Annotated in this window: 16 protein-coding genes; 9 read left to right on the plus strand and 7 right to left on the minus strand. The window is 50.8% G+C overall.

The genetic code is table 11. From position 1 onward, the window contains the following. Positions 1-78 precede the first annotated feature (78 nt). Positions 79-1125, plus strand: a complete 1047-nt coding sequence (aroB, locus tag HMPREF6485_RS09950) for a 3-dehydroquinate synthase (RefSeq protein WP_211205726.1) — start codon at positions 79-81, stop codon at positions 1123-1125. Here the strand turns inward: aroB and HMPREF6485_RS09955 are convergent. The 7 genes from HMPREF6485_RS09955 to HMPREF6485_RS09985 form a co-directional block, all read right to left on the minus strand. After that, a complete protein-coding gene (locus tag HMPREF6485_RS09955; protein WP_004346292.1) occupies positions 1112-2131 on the minus strand; it encodes an AMP-binding protein in 1020 nt (339 codons plus the stop codon). The genes aroB and HMPREF6485_RS09955 overlap by 14 nt on opposite strands. Further along, the gene (locus HMPREF6485_RS09960) at positions 2128-3177 is read right to left on the minus strand and encodes an o-succinylbenzoate synthase (RefSeq protein WP_004346293.1); all 1050 of its coding nucleotides are present in this window, start codon (positions 3175-3177) and stop codon (positions 2128-2130) included. The genes HMPREF6485_RS09955 and HMPREF6485_RS09960 overlap by 4 nt, the downstream gene beginning before the upstream one ends. 8 nt (positions 3178-3185) lie before the next feature. Next, positions 3186-3740, minus strand: a complete 555-nt coding sequence (locus HMPREF6485_RS09965) for a four helix bundle suffix domain-containing protein (protein ID WP_004346294.1) — start codon at positions 3738-3740, stop codon at positions 3186-3188. Positions 3741-3818: 78 nt separating this feature from the next. After that, complete coding sequence (menB, locus tag HMPREF6485_RS09970) at positions 3819-4643, minus strand: 1,4-dihydroxy-2-naphthoyl-CoA synthase (protein WP_004343014.1); 825 nt, start codon at positions 4641-4643, stop codon at positions 3819-3821. Positions 4644-4645: 2 nt separating this feature from the next. Beyond that, positions 4646-6358 carry a 2-succinyl-5-enolpyruvyl-6-hydroxy-3-cyclohexene-1-carboxylic-acid synthase gene (gene menD / locus HMPREF6485_RS09975; protein WP_004346296.1) on the minus strand — a complete coding sequence of 571 codons (1713 nt, stop codon included), beginning with the start codon at positions 6356-6358 and terminating at the stop codon, positions 4646-4648. After that, positions 6345-7349, minus strand: a complete 1005-nt coding sequence (locus HMPREF6485_RS09980; RefSeq protein WP_004346298.1) for a chorismate-binding protein — start codon at positions 7347-7349, stop codon at positions 6345-6347. Before HMPREF6485_RS09980 ends, menD begins: the two co-directional genes overlap by 14 nt. Then, the gene (locus HMPREF6485_RS09985; RefSeq protein WP_036926737.1) at positions 7342-7761 is read right to left on the minus strand and encodes a PaaI family thioesterase; all 420 of its coding nucleotides are present in this window, start codon (positions 7759-7761) and stop codon (positions 7342-7344) included. The genes HMPREF6485_RS09980 and HMPREF6485_RS09985 overlap by 8 nt, the downstream gene beginning before the upstream one ends. Positions 7762-8666: 905 nt before the next feature. Between HMPREF6485_RS09985 and HMPREF6485_RS09990 the strand changes: the two genes are divergently transcribed. The 8 genes from HMPREF6485_RS09990 (at position 8667) to HMPREF6485_RS10025 (ending at position 20530) form a co-directional block, all read left to right on the plus strand. Further along, positions 8667-9308, plus strand: coding sequence for a response regulator transcription factor (locus HMPREF6485_RS09990; RefSeq protein ID WP_004346303.1), 642 nt, complete (start codon positions 8667-8669; stop codon positions 9306-9308). Positions 9309-9315: 7 nt separating this feature from the next. After that, entirely contained in the window at positions 9316-9918 is a 603-nt protein-coding gene (locus tag HMPREF6485_RS09995; protein ID WP_155814407.1) for a hypothetical protein, read from the plus strand. Positions 9919-10111: 193 nt separating this feature from the next. Then, positions 10112-11419, plus strand: a complete 1308-nt coding sequence (locus tag HMPREF6485_RS10000; RefSeq protein ID WP_004346306.1) for an energy transducer TonB — start codon at positions 10112-10114, stop codon at positions 11417-11419. Between the two features lie 133 nt (positions 11420-11552). Then, on the plus strand, positions 11553-12167 hold the full coding sequence (locus HMPREF6485_RS10005) for a hypothetical protein (RefSeq protein WP_248622283.1): 615 nt from the start codon (positions 11553-11555) through the stop codon (positions 12165-12167). 140 nt (positions 12168-12307) lie between these two features. Further along, entirely contained in the window at positions 12308-13333 is a 1026-nt protein-coding gene (locus tag HMPREF6485_RS10010; RefSeq protein WP_004346309.1) for an XAC2610-related protein, read from the plus strand. Positions 13334-13867: 534 nt separating this feature from the next. Then, positions 13868-14881, plus strand: a complete 1014-nt coding sequence (locus tag HMPREF6485_RS10015; protein ID WP_004346314.1) for a LacI family DNA-binding transcriptional regulator — start codon at positions 13868-13870, stop codon at positions 14879-14881. 256 nt (positions 14882-15137) lie between these two features. After that, the gene (locus tag HMPREF6485_RS10020) at positions 15138-18080 is read left to right on the plus strand and encodes a TIM-barrel domain-containing protein (protein WP_004346315.1); all 2943 of its coding nucleotides are present in this window, start codon (positions 15138-15140) and stop codon (positions 18078-18080) included. Then, complete coding sequence (locus tag HMPREF6485_RS10025; RefSeq protein WP_004346317.1) at positions 18080-20530, plus strand: glycoside hydrolase family 2 TIM barrel-domain containing protein; 2451 nt, start codon at positions 18080-18082, stop codon at positions 20528-20530. Before HMPREF6485_RS10020 ends, HMPREF6485_RS10025 begins: the two co-directional genes overlap by 1 nt. Positions 20531-20737 lie beyond the last annotated feature (207 nt).

A 20737-nucleotide genomic window follows, 5' to 3' on the forward strand; every position in this document is an offset into this window, starting at 1 on the left:
GGAGAAAAAGGGAATAAAACTTTGCACATTTAACGGAAAAAGCTAACTTTGCCAATGGATTTATCAGTAGAAGCAAGCATGGAACAAAGGATTATCATCTCAAAGAGTCTGAAAAGCGAATTGGCCACCTCCATTTCGGAATGTGAACATGACAGAATATTCATTCTGACCGACGAAACAACACTCCGGGAATGTTGGCCCGTCATGAGCAGATTTCTGAGCTTGAAGAATGCCCGGATGATCACCATTGGGGCTTCCGACTCACATAAAGACCTTGACACGATAGCCCGCGTGTGGGAGATGCTCGGCAAAGGAGGAGCCACACGCCACTCGCTGCTTATCAATCTGGGGGGCGGCATGGTGACTGATCTCGGAGGGTTTGCCGCTTCCACTTTCAAGCGGGGCATCAATTTTATCAATATCCCCACCACCCTACTGGCTATGGTGGATGCCTCAGTAGGTGGAAAGACGGGGATCAACTTCAACGGGTTGAAGAATGAAATAGGGGTGTTCAACGATTCCAAGTTTGTGATTCTCGACACTGATTTCCTTAAAACGCTCGACGAGAAGAACATCTGCAGCGGCTATGCCGAGATGCTCAAGCATGGTCTCATAGCCAATAAAAACATGTGGACCGAGTTGATGAACTACGATTTGCATCACCCCGACCTCAAACAGTTGCAAAAGATGGTGGCCGACTCGGTGAAAGTGAAGGAGCGCATCGTGCTCGAAGACCCAACGGAGAGAGGACTCCGCAAGGCTTTGAATCTCGGGCACACCTTCGGCCACGCTTTCGAGAGCTGGGCCTTGAAGCGCACTCCGATACTTCATGGCTACGCTGTAGCATTCGGCCTGATAGCAGAACTCTATTTGAGTGCTGTCAAAACAGGGTTCCCAACAGAACAGCTGCGACAGACGGTAGAGTTCATCCGCGAATATTACGGAATACTCGGTATCACTTGCGATGATTACAATGAACTCATCGCACTCATGCATCATGACAAGAAAAACCGCGGAAACGAAATCAATGTGACTCTTTTGGGGGGCATCGGTGACATCAAAATCAATCAAACGGTGGAGGAAGCGGAGGTGAAAGAAGCCCTCGACTTCTTCAGGGAAGGGTGACACCCGATGCCGACCGCGCAGCCAGCGTTTCAGCTACGGCACGGGCGGGCTTCCCCGTTTCGGTGAGAGGTATCTTTTCCACATGGATATACGCACGGGGAACCCAATATTTAGGTAAGGCGTTTATGCAGATTTCAGCCATGTCAGCCATATCGGTCTGCTCGGTGAGAAGCACAACAGCCTCTCCAAACTTCGCGTCTTTCTTTTTCGTTATCAGGAAAGGCATACGCAGAAAAGGCCGCAGGGCTTTTTCCACTTCTTCAATCTGAATTTTGATGCCTCCGGAATCTATCACGTTATCCTTGCGGCCGAGTATCCGAAAACGCACTTTCGACCCTTCGCTTCGAAGGGAAGGGAGCAATTCGGCCCTATCATGGGTCACTAACGGATGGTCGCAGACAGCCGGTGCGCAGATCACAAGACAACCATCGGAAGTGAGCGACAATTCCACGCCATCGAAAGGCTCATACCATTCGCTTGCTCCCGGGCCGCTCAATCGCCTGAGGGCTATGTGGGAAAGGGTCTCGGTCATGCCATAGGTGCTCCACACGGCATTCGGAAAAAATCTCAACTCGCGGGCGAGTCGGTCTTCAATAGCCCCTCCGCCGATGATGAGATGACGGATTTCGCGGAGCATTTTCCGCTCCTCGGGCACTTGGAGGGAATTATACACCTGCATGGGTACCATCGCTGCAAACACGGGGGCGGCCACTCTGCCCACCAATGTAGCCAATGGATGACCGCTCGGGGGTACAGAAATCAAACGCAGCCCGCGCTCAATGCTTCTCACAACCATCATTTTGCCGGCGATATAGTCCAAAGACATACAGAGCAAGGCCGTGTCTCCGGACTTCAAACCAAGAAAGTCGCACGTGACACGAGCCGAAGCCAACATTCTCTGTTTCTCCACCCACAAAGGCTTGGGACTACCTGTGGAGCCGCTGGTATGCACCAACAACTTGTCGGAATCATTGTTCCACTCTTCCAAAAACTCTTCCTGCGTCATTGATTGCCGTCCGTTTGTTTAAACCATAACTTGTCGCCTTCGATGCAGAGGGGCATGGAAATATTGTCAGTGAAGAGTTGGCCGGTACCCAACCCTTGCGGCATGGTGATATGAGGGCCGTAAGTTGCGGCGCAGAAATGCGCAATGGCATTCAGCCCAACATTGCTCTCCAAGGCAGAAGTTATCCAACTTCCGATACCGAGTGGCCTCGCAAGGTCTATCCATTCCGTGCAACCGGACACCCCTCCGTGCAGACTCGGTTTGAGGACAATATACTGTGGGCGAATCTCTTCGAGCAGAGCGGCTTTCATGCTTTGCAGGTTGACCCCGATGAGTTCCTCGTCCAAAGCTATCGGCAGTGGAGACTCCCGGCAAAGCTTTGCCATATCCGCCCACTGATGTTGCCTGATGGGTTGTTCGATGGAATGAATGTCATACCGCGCCAGTGCTTCCAGCCGTCTGATGGCATTATCGGTTGTAAAGGCTCCATTGGCATCCACCCGCAATTCTATCTGTTCTTTTGTGAACACCTCACGGATATGCCGCACCAGTTCGAGTTCTTGTTCAAAGTCTATGGCCCCTATCTTCAACTTCACACAATGGAATCCCAACCGCAGTTTTTCTTCCAACCGACGATACATCTCGTCGAAAGTACCCATCCACACGAGTCCGTTGATGGTGATGCCTTCTTCTCCGCGACCGAAAGGAGTGTCAAAAAGAGCCTTGCTGCCCTTAGCCTTAAACTGCGCGAAGGCAGTCTCCAGACCAAAGAGCATAGAAGGATAGGGGCGCAGCATGTCATAGGGTATCGTCCCCAACTGTGACACAAGGCGGCACATTTCCTCCAATATTTTCTCATATTCGGGTATGGCGTCGCAACTTAAATCGGGCAAAGGGGCACACTCCCCTACTCCCACAATGCCCGGCTGCTCGTCAGACGACAGGGTAAGGAAGTAACTATGCCTTGTCTGATACACCCCACGGGAAGTTCCCGCCGGCTGCTTGAAATGGAACGTTTGTTCCGAAATATCTATCCGATAGCTCATACTAAGTATTAATGATGCGTATTTCTATAATCTATTCTCGCTCTCGTCATTTGCTCTCTAACACCTCCTTGCCTCAAGAAATCAGCTTTTATGCGAGTTATATAGTTTCTTAACAACACGTCTTCCTGATGTATAAGCGTTATGGCAATATTGGCAATGGTCTCGGCCGAACGCACTTGAATGGCTTTACGATAACGTGCCGAGTCGTTGTTTCGCGAGCAATACAGTCTTGCTGCTTTAGCCTTTGCATCACCGACCTCCCATATCACCAAATCTCTCACTCTCAGATAATCTTCATAATCAAGCAAAAGCTCCTGCAAACTGGCTTTGGCAACGTTCATCAACTTAATTTCCGTTTCAGAAGAAGTGGTAGACGCAGCACTTCCTTCTGCAATATTTTGCTTGCCGGAGCGGGCGGCCTGTATCATTTGGTCAACTGTCCTGTCGCCTTTTTCCAAGAAATGATGGGCAAAATAGAATGTAATGTCATAGATGCATTCCGCCTTTTGATAAGCTATCAGGTTGCGATAATTACCCTTTAATGGCAAGAATTCTTTAGTCATCGCTAATATTTAGTTTGTTATTAGATTATAGGGCTTATAGGCCCAATATGCCTTATTAGGCCTATAAGCCTTATCAAATCACGGAAACTGCGGATACTTGCCAAAGTCCGGCTTCCGTTTTTCAAGGAAGGCCCTGCCTCCTTCCTGTGCTTCATCCATGGTGTAATAGAGCATGGTGGCATCGCCGGCCAATTCCTGAATGCCGGCCTGCCCGTCGAGTTCGGCATTGAGGCCGGCCTTGATCATGCGGAGAGCCAGCGGGCTGCGTTCCATCATGATTTCCGCCCACTCTACACACGTGTCTTCCAACTCCACTAACGGCACCACCTTGTTCACCATCCCCATCGCTTCGGCCTCCCGTGCGGAATATTGTTTGCACAGAAACCAAATTTCGCGCGCTTTCTTCTGTCCCACCATGCGGGCGAGATAGGAAGAACCGAAGCCGGCATCGAAAGAACCGACCTTAGGCCCCGTCTGTCCGAAGATGGCATTTTCGGAGGCAATGGTGAGATCGCACATCACGTGAAGCACATGTCCGCCGCCAATGGCATAACCATTGACCATAGCTATGACGGGCTTCGGAAGGCGCCGTATCTGCATCTGCACATCGAGCACATTGAGACGGGGCACACCATCTGAGCCTACATAGCCTCCCCGCCCTTTCACGTGCATGTCGCCGCCGGCACAGAAGGCTTTGTCGCCGGCTCCCGTAAGGATGACCACACGGATGTCCTGTGCTTCGCGACAATAGCTGAAAGCCTGGCTCATCTCCCATGTCGTGAGCGGCGTAAAGGCATTGCGGTAGCGTTCCCGGTTGATGGTTATCTTCGCAATGTGATTGTATTCCTCGAAGAGGATTTCCTTGAAATCAAACCCTTCAATCTTTTTCCATTCTCTTGTCATAGCTATTTTGTTTGATAATACTCTTTCATGGCACGCTCGTCTTCCGCCGGATCGGTAAACACTTCGAACACCACCGGACGCTCGTTCCCCTTATCCAAAAAACGGGCCATCCCTTGGAGCAACTCTCCCTCATTGCGGGCAGAGAGATAGTCCACACCGCATTGCCTGCAAATGCCTTCAGCGGAAAGTCCGTGACGGGCCGAGACCAGACGCTCATGCGCCCCACTCGCTTTCAGGCCGGGCAACGAACTGAAAATACCGCCCCCGTGGTTATTCAACAACAACACTTTGAAATTGCGCCTCAACGATGGCCAAAGCGCGTTTTGGTCGTAGAAAAAGCTAAGGTCCCCGATGATGCAGAAAACCTCGCAATGGGTCAAGAGCGAGAAACCGGCTGCCGTAGAAAGACTTCCTTCTATGCCATTGACACCGCGATTGCACCATACATGGTCGGTGGCAAACATATTGACAAGCCTCACCGACATGCTGTTGGCGGCATGAAGATGATAATAACAGTTGGCCGGCATGTAGTCAAAGAAAGACTTGACGGCCAGAAGTTGGGAATAGCAAGGCACAAAACGAGACATGGCATGTTCTGCTTCGCGAATAGCTTGATGCCAGCGGTGATGATAGGCCGCATCGAACGCGAGTTCTCCCCGGTCCTTTTTCTGCCGAAGACGAACGACAGTGTTTTCCAGAATGTAGCCTGCACGCCCATCGATCACGCCTGCGAGATTCATAAATGTGTCATAGACAGCCCCTCCCCGGTTCACAATCCACGTCTCTGCACGAGGTGCCCGACGAAGAAACTGCTTGAGTTGCTTGCTGATGAGCGTACCGCCGAGATAGAGAATGAAGTCGGGATAATAGTCATCGGGGGCTTCGCTGGTTTGTGCCAACACCTTATCTATATGTTGAGGGGGCAGTTTCTCTGAACTTATGCAGGCCCACCGGCCGTCTTCGATAGCAGATGCTGCAAGACACTCATAAATCACAAGCACCTCGGAAGACAGTTCCCACAGGGTTTTGCCCAACCACCTCGCCTCATCGCCTTGCAACTGTCCTACCACCACCATAGGCCGTTTGGCGGCAAAAAACGTTTCTTCCAACACGCTGTAACACCCGACATCCTCCGTCGCTTCCACCATCCGAATGGTCCGCTCATGCGGAAGCCGTTCGACATCGAAATAAAACAGTGGCTCGGAAATGGGCACATTGATGTGTACAGGCCCACCACCATGCCGTTTACAGGCCATCAAAGCCTCGTTCACAAGACGATTACAATGCCACCGCTGTTGCCCATCGGCAGGTTCGGACAACGAAACGGCCTTACACACGAAACGCCCTAAAGCATCGGTCTGCGGCAGCGTTTGCCCGTCTTGCTGGTCTATCCACGCCGCCGGACGGTCGGCACTCACCACGACAAGTGGCAAATGCTGATAGAAAGCCTCGGCCACGGCAGGAGCCAGATTGAGCAGGGCCGTGCCCGAAGTGACACAAACCACTACCGGAGCGTGTGTATATTGCGCCATGCCAAGGGCATAGAAACCCGCCGACCGCTCATCGGTGACGGGGTGGCACGTGATGTCCGGACACTCGTTGAGGTTGTGCGCAATGGGCGCGTTGCGGCTACCGGGACACACCACAGCCTCTGTCACCCCGTGGGCGACGAGCAGCGAGGTGAGTATGTTGACATTCTCTTTATTCGAATACATGACGCATGGTGTTCAGTTTGTCTTCGGTCTCCTCCCACTCCCGCTCCTCCCGACTGTCGGTGAGCAAACCGCCGCCGGCGTAGAGTTGCAATCCGGCACCGATTTTCATGCAGCGCAGCGACACGAAAAGATGGGTCTCCCCCACAGGGTCGAGCGGTCCGAGAAAACCACTGTAATATAGGCGGGGCGTATGTTCGTTGTCCAAGATATATCGGCGCGTCTCCTCTTTCGGAATGCCGCACACGGCGGGTGTGGGATAGAGCGCGTCCAGCAAGTCACCTACCCCGCACCCGGGGGCCAAATCAAACTCAAAGTCGGTGCAGAGATGGCAAAGTCGGGCGGCCGAACGCGTATAAGTGGCCGATCGGCTGACATTTTCTCCATACCGGGTCAGGCGGTCCATGATGTAACCGGCTACATAGCGTTGTTCTTCCCGGTTTTTCTCGCTCCACGGCCCGTCGGTCTTCATCGTGCCTGCCAATGCCATCGTGCGCCACCGACAGCCGTCGCCATCAAGCAGCACTTCAGGGGTGGCCATGAGCCAAGTGCCCGTGAGCGGCGACGAAAAGAGGGCTATCATCTGGTGGGGATAGAGATGGCAGGCATGAAGAAACAGACTTTCGGTATCGACCGGCCCTCGCAAACTCACTTCGCTGCAACGGGCGAGTACGATCTTGCGGAATTCACCGCTCTTGAGACGGGCATGGAAACGGGCAAAGTCGGCCTGATAACACGCGCGTTCGGCATCCTCCCGGACGGGACAATCTTCAATGTGCGCTTCCACATCATCGCCCACAGGGCATACCGACACTTCATCGGGTTCCAAGAGCACGATCGGACAATCTTTCGAAGCCGCGAAAGGGACCATCACGAAGCCCCTCTGTTCTCCAAGTTCGGCTACAGAACCGATCGTTCGAGGGCTCCCCGTGGTCTGTTTCATGCGCACATACTCCCGCTGTTCGGGCAACCGATAGAATGCGAAGCTATCCATTCTTCCGGGGCGTGATGATATAATTGGTCACCTGCACGGTGGAGATGAGGTCTCCCTCCTCGTTGGTGATGTCGATATGCCACACGTGGAGCGTGCGCCCCTTGTGCTGAAGATGGGCCGTGGCCTGCACCACGCCACCGTATGCCATCGCCTTCACGTGGTTACCGCTCACACTGATACCCACGCACACTTTGCCCGGACAGAGCGCCATAGAGCCCACGCCGGCCAGATTTTCGGCCAAAGCGAGCGAGGCCCCGCCACTCAAGAAGCCGAACGGCTGTTTGTTTCTATCGTTGACTTCCATTCGTGCTCTCACGATGTCGGGTTCGGGAGTGGAGAGAAACTCCATGCCCAGCGTGTTGGACAGGCCGTCGCCTTGTCTGATAATCTCTTTTACAGCTTCTATATCCATTTGCTTTTTCTTTTCGTCAAAACCCAAACGGCACCGGAAAGCGTAAAGGGAACACCCCACCGCTCCACCGGACACCATCATATATTACTGCAAAGGTAATGCAAATTGGAGACAATTCAAAATAAAAATGCGGTTTACCTCTTCCTTATTCCCATTTCCCGCCTTGCCTCTCCTGTTTTCAATGCTTGGCGACACAAAGCCTACCGGCCGGCTACTCCCCCGGCACAATCTTCCAAGGAGGGGAAGGACACCATGATTGCTCCCACTGAAAGAGAGAACATAAAAGGCAAAAAGGGGCTTAGCCGATATGCCGTAGGGAGACATTCCTGATAAAACGAATTGTTAAACTCTTTACTCACTTTCGGCCCCTGAGATTGCGATATTTGCAACCGACAATCTACTCGGCGCAAATAGGCGAATTTTGGCGATGCTTTCAAAGCACTGGCAATCAGCCATTTGAATTTTATTAACATAGGCCCAATGCTGAAAACGGGCCTAAAAGAGCCTCAACAGGCTTGCAAAAGGGCCACAGCTGCGATGCAACTGTGGCCCTTCCGGCTCTCAACTGTGGCTCTTTTGCAAACACGAAGAGCCCGAATGGGATAATCGAGGGGCTTTATCGGCAGTTTAAAATCGGTTTTCCGTTCTGGTTGGAGAGTTTTGGAGGATGTATTTTTGTTGATATTATTCGCTATCTTTCTGCGTCTTGCGGAGTAGACTTTCACCGATCATTGTCGGCGTGTAGCCAATGCGTGTATGCTTCTCCCTGATCAAACATCTACTGTCCTAAAGGTAAGCTGCAACCGGCATTGCGACTTTCCGACAGAAAACCATCGTAAAATTCATGACATCTTTTCTTGATTACGGATTTATTTAATACATTTGCAAACAAATTATAGGCAAACATGAAGATTCTGTTGGCAGACAAACAAGACATCACCCGGGCCGGCCTCATCTATGTGGTGAGTGCCATCACGGGAACCGAGTCTAAATACACCGAAGACAAGGCGGAACTGATGGAGGCACTCAAGGCCGATGATGATGCCGTGGTGATGCTCGACTACACGCTTTTCGACATCAACGACGTCGAAGAACTCCTCATTCTCGGTGAGCGTTTCCGACAGACACGCTGGCTTCTTTTCAGCGAAGACCTCAGTCTTGATTTTGTCCGCCGGTTGATTGCCAGCAGCCGCCAGTTCGGCATTTTGCTCAAAGAGTCGTCTCTCGAAGAAATCCGGGAGGGCATCGAGTGTGCCATTCGTGGCGAACGATTCATCTGCCGGCGAATGACGGAGATGCTGCTTGCGCCACGGCAGAATGAAGAAGAGGAGCGCGTGAAACTGACCAAAACCGAAACGGAGGTGCTGAAGGAGATTGCACTGGGTTTCACCACGCGCGAGATTGCCGAGCGCCGCTTCTCCAGTTTCCATACGGTCAACACGCACCGGAAGAACCTCTTTCGCAAGTTAGGCGTCAACACGGTGCATGAAGCTACCAAGTATGCCCTGCGCGCCGGGCTGGTCGATGCCGCCGAATATTATATTTAATGACACCATGAATACTGTTGCGACACTTATTATATATCAACTTATATTCTTCCTGTTGGCAGGCGCAAGTGCCGTCATTCTGCTTGTCTATAAAAAGCAATGCTTGAACAGGATGCGCAACAGTGCGTTGAGATATATGCTCGGATTGTTGATGGCCTACGGACTGCTTTTCCTGGTACTGATTTTAAATAGAGAAAGTGAGTTTGTCTATGCGGTCTTTCAGCATGCCCACTTGTCCCGCCATCTCAAAGGCGTAGGAGTCTATTTTATCTTGATGCCGGCCATTTATTCTGTTTTCCTGCTTGAGTATGAGGAGAAGGGAGGGAGGAATGCTTCGTGGAACGACAAATTGAAGCTCATGGCTTCGGTTTCCATCAATGGGATGGGAGCTTTCTTTGGATTGCTTTTCGTGAATTTTCTGTTAGACGGGCACAGCTTCGGTGAACTTGTAACCACCACGAAAGAAGCGTTCTGCTGCACAGAATGGTGGGCTTGGCCCCTCCTGATTGTCACAGTCGCCTTGTTTGTGTGGGTCGTCAAATACGACCATGACAAGCATCACCCCAAAAGGCGGTCGAAGAAACGCACCGACAATGCTAAAACAAGATAAACGGAGAGATGGGAATCGTGATGATAGACAGACGGGAGATGGACGAAGGTGTCATCGGTGACTTCAATGATAAGTTGAAATAACCGGTTGAGGCCAATGCCGAATGCGGAGATCACTTTCATGTGATATACACTCCCGGTTTCTCCGAAGATGATTTCCCAATAACCGACAGATAAAAACAAACATCATAAATATGAACAGAAAACGTATCATTCTCTTTTCAGTCCTCTTGAGCCTTGCACTTGGGGCTATCCTTTTCTTTTGGCTGCGCGGACACGGTCGTGGTTTCAATACTTCGGAAACTTCCGGCGACAGTCTCGCAATCGCTCAAGACACAACGGCAATCGACACGGCGGCCGACATGCGGATTATCCGCGAATACTACGTGAAGGGCAACAACGGCTCTGTTTCGAGTGAAGACGGGTGGGAGCAACTGAATGCCACCCACCTCACGGAAACCGCGATAGACAATATACTGATGACAGATGGCGACTACGACGCAACCATCCGGGCGCAAGAAGTGCCCCGTAACTTCCAGAAGACTCTGCGCGTGGTGCCATTGAAGGGCGGCTGGTATATGGTGTGCTTCAAAACCGGTGGTGAATCAGGATGGGAACGCATCCCCGTGCGCATGGTGACCGACAAGGACGGCCGTCGCAAAATTGGCTACATCACTCCTATAGACCTGGGGCAAACGGCCTCCGACACCATCTTCTACCACCACGTGATACATATACCGAAGCAACACAAACATGCGGTGACCTTTATCGAGGACTTCTATCGCTCTTATCTCTCCACCAAACTGACCATTGACTTGGATGCACCGGCCTACCAGCGCTACCTCATCCGCCACTTCGTTGACAAGAAATACTGGGCCGAAGTAGGCAGACATCTGTATTTGAACAACAATTTGATAGACGATTTAGTGTTCAACGCCACCCCGAAAAATGGATGGAAACCTCAATACGAGGTATATGTCACCCGGAAAAGCGGATGGTATGGCATCCACTCGCAGACCTCAGGCGTTGATGGAGACCACTATGTGAAAGTGGAAAAACGGGGCAATGGCTTCATAATTGCCAAGTTCAGCAGTGCCCCGCCGACAAAGGGAGCCGACGGCGACGAGTCGTATGACCGCTGGACAGACCAACAGCCGCAGTTCGCGGGAGGTGAAGCGGCTCTGTCGGAATATCTGACCGAGCAGGTGCATTACCCCAAGGCGGAGCTGGAAATGGGCATCAGCGCCAAGATAGATGTGGTGTTCATGGTGGAGAAAGACGGCAGCATCTCCAACATAGAGGTGGCAGCCGATGCCACAGAAGGCTTCGAAGCTGAAGCCTTCCGCCTGCTGGGCGACATGCCGGAGTGGACACCCGCGATGTGGAATGACCGGCTTGTGCGGTCGTTCGTCTACGGCACACTCTTTTTCAAAGTCTACAGAAACGGCAGCGCGGAGGTGGAATTCATCCGCCGGGCTGTCAACATAGACGATAACGACTGACTTGCTTTTGCAAGAATAAACAATATAGAATCTGTATTAACTCAATAATATGAAGAAAATACTAATCATATCAGGTCTTTTGGCTATGTCTGTCGGAGTTTTTTTCTTACTCAGGTTATACGAGTGGAAGGACATGAAGCGTCAGATCCACAGCTACTTGGAGGAACGGTATAGCCGTGAGCAGTTTGTGTGGGAATATCCCTTTGGTGACTATCTCGTCTATTGGACTAGCCTGCATACTCCTCATTTCTGTGATGGTGGCACCTATGAGTTTCTCAGTTTCTATCCTATGGGACACCCGGAATTTACTGCCAGAATGCAGTGCACCCAATATGGTCCCTTCTATGACACTTATGCCAACATCCGTGATGGATATAAGAAGAGCGAGGCCTTGAAGAAGCGTCTTTTCAAGGTGGGCGAACGCTATGCGGTAGCACTGCCCGCTGATGAAACCGGGGACATCAACTACTTGCATTTCGTGGTCTACTACGAAGCTACCGACACCCTTGTGATGAAGCAGTTTGTGAACCGCTGCATTGGCTTGCTGCGCGAGGAGCAGGTCCAAAAACGCTGGTTGGGATTCGATGTGCGATTTACCAATAAAGCTGATATGGACAGCATCAAAGCTATGGATTATTCGGAACTTTGTGGTCATCTGTCCGGTTTGGGAGATATATACTGTCGGTATTCTTGGTATGGGGCATCCGATGACACGCCTTTCCCCACGGTTTATGTGGAACGGGAGTAAGATAGATGAAATGAAACTACTGGCAAAGAAAGGTATTTTGCCGTGGAGGTGGGTAATATCCACGCACACAAAGCGTTATCAAATTACCGGTGAGACGAACGAAACAAACCGTATGACATCCTTTTAAACTGCGACTCACAATGATGAAAAAAAAGATATTTCTACTCCTGCCCCTTATTTGTTGGGGCGTATCGGCCCTTAGTCAAGTCTCTTTCAAGGTCGACGGCTTCTCCGATAAATATTACGGCAAAGTATATATTTCCGATACATCGGAGGTGACCAGCCCGGGGAGTGTGACCATCTACGACAAAAAAAGCAACAAGGAACTCTTCGGCGTAGATGCGGACGCTCTCCTATGTGACCTCCACGACGGCAAACTTGTGGCCAATATCTCGGAACGGCCATACGGAGAGTTCAGCACCATACTCTATGAAGATTACAATTTCGACGGCAAAAAAGACTTCGCCCTCATGAACGGGCAAAACAGTTGCTATAACGGGCCTTCGTTTTCGATCTATCTGGCAACTGACAAGGGATTTTGCTACAGTCCGGAATTTTCGAGTCTGGCCGAGGACTATTGTGGCATGTTCGGTGTAGATGCCGAGCACCGGACACTTCACACGATGGTCAAGGATGGCTGCTGCTGGCATGAGTTCACCACATTTGTCGTGGAAAACAACCTGCCGAAGGCGGTGGAAATATGCGAGTACGATCAGCGGGACAGGCCTTTTGAAAAATACACGGAGCAAAAGTGGGACGGCAAGGAGATGAAAAAGACCACAGAATTGACCATCGACCTTGAGGAGGAAGGTCTTAGGAAGGTACTCTCATTCCATGTGGACAAAGGGAACAAAGACATTATACTATTCTCTCTAAATGATGGAACTCTCTATTACACAGTGCTAAAGGCCGACAATACCGTAGAGTTTTACTATCCGCTCGAAACCGAATATCAGGCTCCCGACTTCACTTATCATCCGAATGAAATGGCGCTGAGTTTCAAAAACAAGGACGCTGTCTACAAGATTTATGACGATCGGCAAAGAATAGACATCGAAATCACGACGGGAGGGAAGAAATACATCTGGCACGGGAACATCAAAAGCCGAAAGGGCAGTTTGGAAAAGCTGCTCAAACCGCGTTTAGACAATGTGGCCATCAAGTGACGGTCATGTTGCCCAAGCAAGATGCCGGCTTTTGAAAAAGAGACCATTTGCACTCCACCGTTTTATCCCGGCATTTCCCAACGACTGATGAGAATGAGGTTTGAATGAATCATTCGCTCCATTCGGAAAATTCGCCGACATCTATATTCTTCGGCGAATTGAACGAATTGTGCGAATGCCGCTTGAAAGATGATACACTCTTGAAGTTTCCCACAAGGACAAGACGCCCCCCGCTGACAGGAAAACAATAAAGCCTACGTTTGTCTCACGACAAGCATAGGCCTCTCATTTTCTAACTAACTTATTATCAACTATTCATTACTCAATGTTCGTATCAACTAAAAGCAGTGGAAATGGTTGGAATCTTCCGTCTTTCAAATTGCCGGATGACAACACCATCCTTTCTGTATGCAAAGATAGTGTAATTTCTATACCCATAGTTCAGTTCTATGTGAAAATTTAACGTAAACGTTTGCGCTTTCAAAAAAAACTATTAACTTTGTAGTCACTAACTGGCAAATTGTTAATTATCAGATGAAACAGCGGAGAACCTCCTTAAAGGATTTGGCCGATCGACTTGGAGTGAGTATTGCGACGGTGTCGCGCGCGCTCAGAAACAGCCATGAGGTGGGCGAAGAGCTGAAAACGAAGATTCAAGCTCTGGCCAAAGAGTTAAATTATCGCCCCAATCCTTTTGCACAGAGTTTGCGCAAGGAGGCGCCCCGCGTGATAGGGGTCATTGTGCCCAATCTGGTGACCCACTATTACGCTGCTGTTCTCGACGGCATAGAAGATTATGCTACCCGGGCTGGCTACTCGGTGATAAGCGCCAACAGCCACGAGAGCCATGAACGGGAGTCGCTGTTGCTTGACAACTTCCTTGACATGCACGTGGAGGGTATCATAGCCTGCCTGGCACAGGACACAGTGGACTACAGCCACTTCCGCGAACTGCACAAAATGGGAATACCCCTCGTGTTCTTTGCCCGCACCTGCCTGCCGGAGTTGTTTTCCCAAGTGGTAGCCAACGGCGATGTGGCTGCACAGGAAGCCACCCAACACCTCATAGACAAGGGGGCACGGAGAATCGCATTTATCGGCGGCCCCAACCATCTCGACATGGTGCGCCGCCGCAAACACGGCTATCTGGAAGCATTGCGCGAAAACCGTATCGCCATAGACCGATCGCTGGTGGTGTGCGGCAAAATAGACTTTGAAGTGGCTCGCAAGTCCACACTTGACCTGCTGCAACGGGAGGAACGGCCGGATGCCATTCTGGCTTTCAACGACATCCTCACCTACGCTGCTTTCGATGCCATCAAGGCGGCAAGCCTGCGCATCCCCGATGACGTTGCCATCATTGGTTTCACCGATGGAGACACGGCCGCCTTTGTCACCCCCCGCCTGTCGGCCATCATGGATCAGGCCCACGAACAGGGAATGAAAGCCTGCGAATTGCTGATGAGAAATATCAACGGCGATCCCAAGATATACCAAGAGGTGGTGCCGATGATACTGAAGATAAGGGAGAGCTCGGAGAAGAGTTGAATATCTTTCCTATCTGAGCAAAACCAAATGCTGCAACAGGAGGGAGCAAGCCAGACACCAAAGAGAGTCGGGAATCCACCGACCGACAGTCAGCACGCTTCCCCTACTCTACTAAAACGCCCTGACCGAAACGTTCCGGGCAGGGAAAATAAGTATCATGGCAAAGCTGTATGCCCATACAAGAAGCTCTATCGCCCTATCTGATGCCGGACAACATGATACTTCCATCACGAGAAACTCAATACTAAGTCACTATATGAAAGTCTTAAAAACATTCTTATCGACACTTCTCTTTGCCGGGGCGACAATGGCTTCCGCGGCAAGTTATGTCACTAATGGCAATTATGTCACCATCCCTCTGACCCGCCACATGGACTTCGGGCCGCATATCATCAGGTTGCAGGTGGTGGACAACCGCATCATCCGGGTGCAGGCGACAGCCGAACAGACTTTTCCCGACAAGCAAAGTCTGATTATCGTTCCTCAAACGGCACAGCCCAAATTCAAGGTCTCGGAACAGGAAAACCTAATCACTGTGCAGACAGACGGCATGAAGGCCATGGTGGACGGGACTACGGGGCGCATCTCTTTCTATGACGGAGACGGTCGGTTGCTGTTGGCAGAGACAGCTGATAAAGGCAAGACTTTCAAGCCCTTCACCGTTCCGGAACGGGAAATCGGCGTGGATGGCAAACTGACCGAAGCCCAAAAACATGGGTGGACGTGGCATGCGCTGTTCGACAGCCCTGCCGATGAGGCTTTCTACGGACTCGGACAGCATCAAAGCGAAGAGCTGAACATGAAAGGAAAGAACGAAGACCTTTTTCAATATAACACAAAAGTGAGCGTACCTTTCGTTATCAGCAACAAGAATTACGGCATTCTGTGGGACAGCTACAGCTATTGCCGCTTCGGCAATCCAAACGACTATTTGCAGCTGAACTGCGCTTTCACCCTTTATGACAAGGATGGGAAGAAAGGGAGCCTCACGGGAACGTATGTTGCCAAAGACGGCCACAAGGTAGTGCGGGGAGAAGACAGCATCTACTATGAGTTTGCCCTGCCCCAACTGGCCATCGGAAGCAGTAAGGACATCGGAGTGGGCAACCTGCCGGCAGGCTTCAAACTGAACGGCTCACACGTGACTTACGAAGGCTATCTCGAAGCTCCCGTTGATAACCTTTATCGGTTCATCCTCTATTATGCCGGTTACATGAAAGTGTATATCGATGGTAAAGAAGTGGTGCCGGAGCGTTGGCGCACAGCTTGGAATCCCAACAGCTATAAGTTCACGGCCCCTTTGAAGAGAGGTGTCAAGACTAAAATCCTCATCGACTGGTATCCCGATGGCGACGTGAGCTATTGCGGACTGAGGGCTGCCGTCCCACAGAGCGAGGAGGAACAGGGCAAACTGAGCATCTGGAGCGAAATGAGCAAGGACATGGACTACTACTTCATTGCCGGTAAAAGTATAGACGGGGTAATTGCGGGCTACCGCACATTGACCGGCAAGGCACAGGTTTTCCCGAAGTGGACGCTCGGCTTCTGGCAGAGCCGGGAACGCTATACGAGCAGTCAGGAAATAGAATCGACCCTGAGCGAATTCCGTAAGCGTTGCATTCCGGTGGACAACATCGTGCAGGACTGGAATTACTGGAAGCTCGATTCGTGGGGCGACCACACGTTTGAGGCCTCTCGCTACCCCTATCCGCAGGCCATGCTCGACAGTATCCATGCCATGCACGGGCGCTTCATGATTTCCGTATGGCCCAAATTCTACTGTACGGTGAAAAACTACAAGGAACTCGATGCCAACGGATGGATGTATCATCAAGCCGTGAAAGACTCCATCTACGACTGGCTGGGCTACATGGGCTCTTTTTACGATGCCTACGATGCCGGTGCACGCAAGATGTTTTGGAGGCAAATGGATGAGAATCTCTACTCGAAATATAAATATGGCATTGATGCCTGGTGGATGGATGCCAGCGAACCCAATGTGCGCGACTGCACACCGATGTGGTATCGCAAAAAACTCTCCGGACCTACGGCACTCGGCACGAGCACCGAATATTTCAACGCCTACTCCATCGTGAATGCCGATGCCATCTATAACGGGCAACGATCGGTGAATCCCAACCGGCGCGTATTCCTGCTCACCCGAAGCGGATTTGCCGGGGAACAGCGTTTCAGTACGGCCACTTGGAGCGGTGATATCGCCACACGGTGGGAGGACATGCGGGCTCAGATGACTGCGGGCATGAACTATTCTATCAGTGGCTTGCCTTTCTGGGGCATGGATCAGGGAGGTTTCTGTGTGGAAAACCGCTATGTGGCTGCCCAACAGCTCTTTGACAAAACGGGAGAGGAAAACGAAGACCTGAAAGAATGGCGCGAGTTGCAAACCCGCTGGAACCAGTTCGGGTGCTTTATCCCCCTCTATCGTGCTCATGGACAATGGCCTTTGCGCGAAGTGTGGAACATTGCACCCGACAATCACCCGGCCTATAAGACCATCGTCGCATACGACAAGCTGCGCTACCGTATGATGCCTTATCTTTACAGCATGGCCGGTGCGGTGCATTTGAAGGACTACACCATGATGCGCCCATTGGTGATGGACTTCAATGGCGACAACAATGTCTACAACATCAAGGACCAATGGATGTTCGGGCCGGCCTTCATGGCTTGCCCGGTGGGCGAATACAAAGCGCGCACCCGACAGGTCTATCTCCCCAAACAAACCGGCTGGTACGACCTCTACACCAACAAGTATTATCAAGGTGGGCAGACCATTACAGCCGACGCACCATTTGAGAAGATTCCCGTGTTTGTTCCGGCAGGTGCCATCATTCCTTTTGGCCCGGAAATGCAATGGAGCGACGAGAAGCCGGCAGAGCTGATAACGCTCTATGTCTATGCCGGCAAGGATGGCGGATTCACACTCTATGAGGATGAGGGCACCAACTATAACTATGAGAAGGGTAAATATGCCACAATAGAGTTTGGCTATGACGACAAGGCCAAAAAATTGACGATAGGCAACCGGAAAGGAGAATTTGATGGGATGTTGAAAAGCCGTCGCTTCAAGATAGTTTACCGTAAGCCGGGAGCTGCGTCCAAAGACCTTGACCTCGATGGCGTGAAGGGCCAAATCGTCCAATATTCGGGTAAGGAAATCATCGTAAAACTTAAATAATGAAGAAATCTCTCTATGTTCTTCTCTTGCTGTTGTGCTTCGTGAGTGCAACAGCAAGAGAACGCCGGTTGTTTGACAGCGACTGGCTTTTCGTGTTAGGCAACGATGCCAAAATGGCTTCACCGGATTATGACGACACTTCGTGGCGACGGTTAAACCTGCCCCATGACTGGGCTATCGAAGGCGACTTCTCTGATGCCAATCCTTCGGGGGCGGGAGGCGGTGCCTTGCCGGGAGGCATCGGATGGTATCGCAAACATTTCAACGTGGAAAACAGCCACCCGGACATGCGATATTTTCTGGGATTTGACGGCATCTATATGAATTCCACCGTCTATGTAAACGGACATGAGGTGGGCCACAGGCCATACGGTTACAGTTCTTTCGAATATGATGTTACACCTTATATTAATAAGGGTGGCGAGAATGTGGTGGCCGTCAAGGTAGACAACAGCGACCAACCCAATTCGCGTTGGTATAGCGGATGTGGCATCTATCGCCACACATGGTTTACCACTACCCATCGGATGCACATAGCCCATTGGGGTACGCATGTGGTGACGACGCCCAAGGGTGAGCTCAACGTGGCTATACAGATGGCCGATGAGGCTATCAAAGGAGAGAAGCCGGCCTACCGCAATACCGTCATGGATGCTGCAGGAAAGGTGGTGGCTTCCATGATGACCGGAAGTCCGCAACAACTGTTGAAGGTAAAGCATCCGCAACTGTGGTCGGTAGAACGGCCATACGTCTACACGGTTAAGTCGGAAGTGATTTTAAACAATCAGGTTGTTGACGAGGTGCTCACCATTACGGGCTTCCGCGATTTCAAGTTTGACAGCAAAACCGGTTTTTGGCTGAATGGAAAGAACTTGAAAATCAACGGCGTTTGTGACCACCACGACCTCGGATGCCTGGGAGCGGCCCTCAACGAAGATGCGCTCCACCGACAGTTGGTGAAGTTGAAAGACATGGGATGCAATGCCATCCGTTGCAGCCACAATCCTCCGGCACCGGAACTGTTGAATATGTGCGACACGATGGGATTCATCGTCATGGATGAGAGTTTCGACATGTGGCGTCGTAAAAAGACCAAAAATGATTATGCCCGTTTCTTCGACGAGTGGCATGAGCGTGATCTCTCCGACCTCGTGCTGCGCGACCGCAACCATCCGAGTGTCATGATGTGGTCGATCGGCAATGAGGTGCTTGAACAATGGAGCGGTGCCGGAGCGGATGAACTTACGCTTGAACAGGCCAATCTTATCCTCAATGCAGGCCATGACGCGTCGACTTTGGCGCATGGTAAGGAGATGACACCCAACTCGATACTGACAAAACACCTGACAGATATCATCAGACGGTTAGATTCGACCCGCCCTATTACTGCCGGATGCAACGAACCTGATCCCAACAATCATTTGTTTAAGAGCGGAGCACTCGACATCATCGGCTTCAATTACCATCGCCAGTGGGTGAAAGATGTGCCCCGAAATTTTCCCGGCAAGCCTTTCCTCATGACAGAGAGCGTGTCAGCATTACAGACACGTGGCTACTACAAGATGCCTTCCGATAGTGTATTCGTTGCCCCCGAGCGTTGGGACAAAATGTTCACCGATCCTTCCATGATGTGTTCAGCCTACGACAATACGCATGCTCCATGGAGCAGTACACATGAAGCAACATGGGATATTGTCAAACACACTCCTTATTGTGCCGGCCAATTTATCTGGACGGGATGGGATTATATCGGCGAACCTACCCCCTACGGTTTCCCGGCACGCAGCAGCTACTTCGGAATCATCGATCTGGCAGGCTTCCCGAAAGACATCTACTATATGTATCAAAGCGAATGGTCTTCCAAACCGGTGCTCCATCTCTTCCCACATTGGAACTGGCTGCCCGGCCAGAAAATTGACCTATGGTGCTACTACAATAACGCTGACGAGGTGGAACTCTTTGTCAATGGCAAAAGTCAGGGAATTCGCCGGAAAAAAGATTCACATCAATATCATGTAATGTGGAGAGTGACCTTTGAACCGGGCGAAGTGAAAGTGATTGCACGAAAGAATGGAAAAGATGTCCGCAGCCAGGTGATTAAGACGGCCGGTGCTCCCAACCATATCAGACTCTTAATAGACTACGCCGGCCAGCGTGGGGACGTAGGAGCTGCAAATGCCACGATGTCAAACCAAGAATCGCTTACATTTATCAATGCCGAAATAGTGGACAAAGACGGTAACCTTTGCCCATGGGCCGAAAATCAACTCTTTTTTGAAACCGACAACGGAGCAATAGAGGGGGTGGACAACGGAAGCCAATTCTCCACCGAGCGTTTCAAGGACAACAAACGAAAAGCCTTTTTCGGAAAATGTATGGTCGTTGTCAAAGGTAAAGGCAGACTCACGGCTAAAGCATACGATTTGAAAACGGCAAAGATAGACTTTTAAGTTTTGCAAATTTCCATACAACTGAAGATATATTAGACTAATAAAACAAGAGCGTATAAACTAAAACAGTTGTTACTAAAGAAACTCATTAGAAAACTCAACCTCGCCTTAGAATGTGGATTATCTTGTCATGATGATTTTGGAAATCTACATTTTAAGGCGAGGAAAATAAACAGAAATACAAAGATCGACATTATGTGGAAAGGC

Source organism: Segatella buccae ATCC 33574 (assembly GCF_000184945.1).
GTDB classification, from domain to species: domain Bacteria; phylum Bacteroidota; class Bacteroidia; order Bacteroidales; family Bacteroidaceae; genus Prevotella; species Prevotella buccae.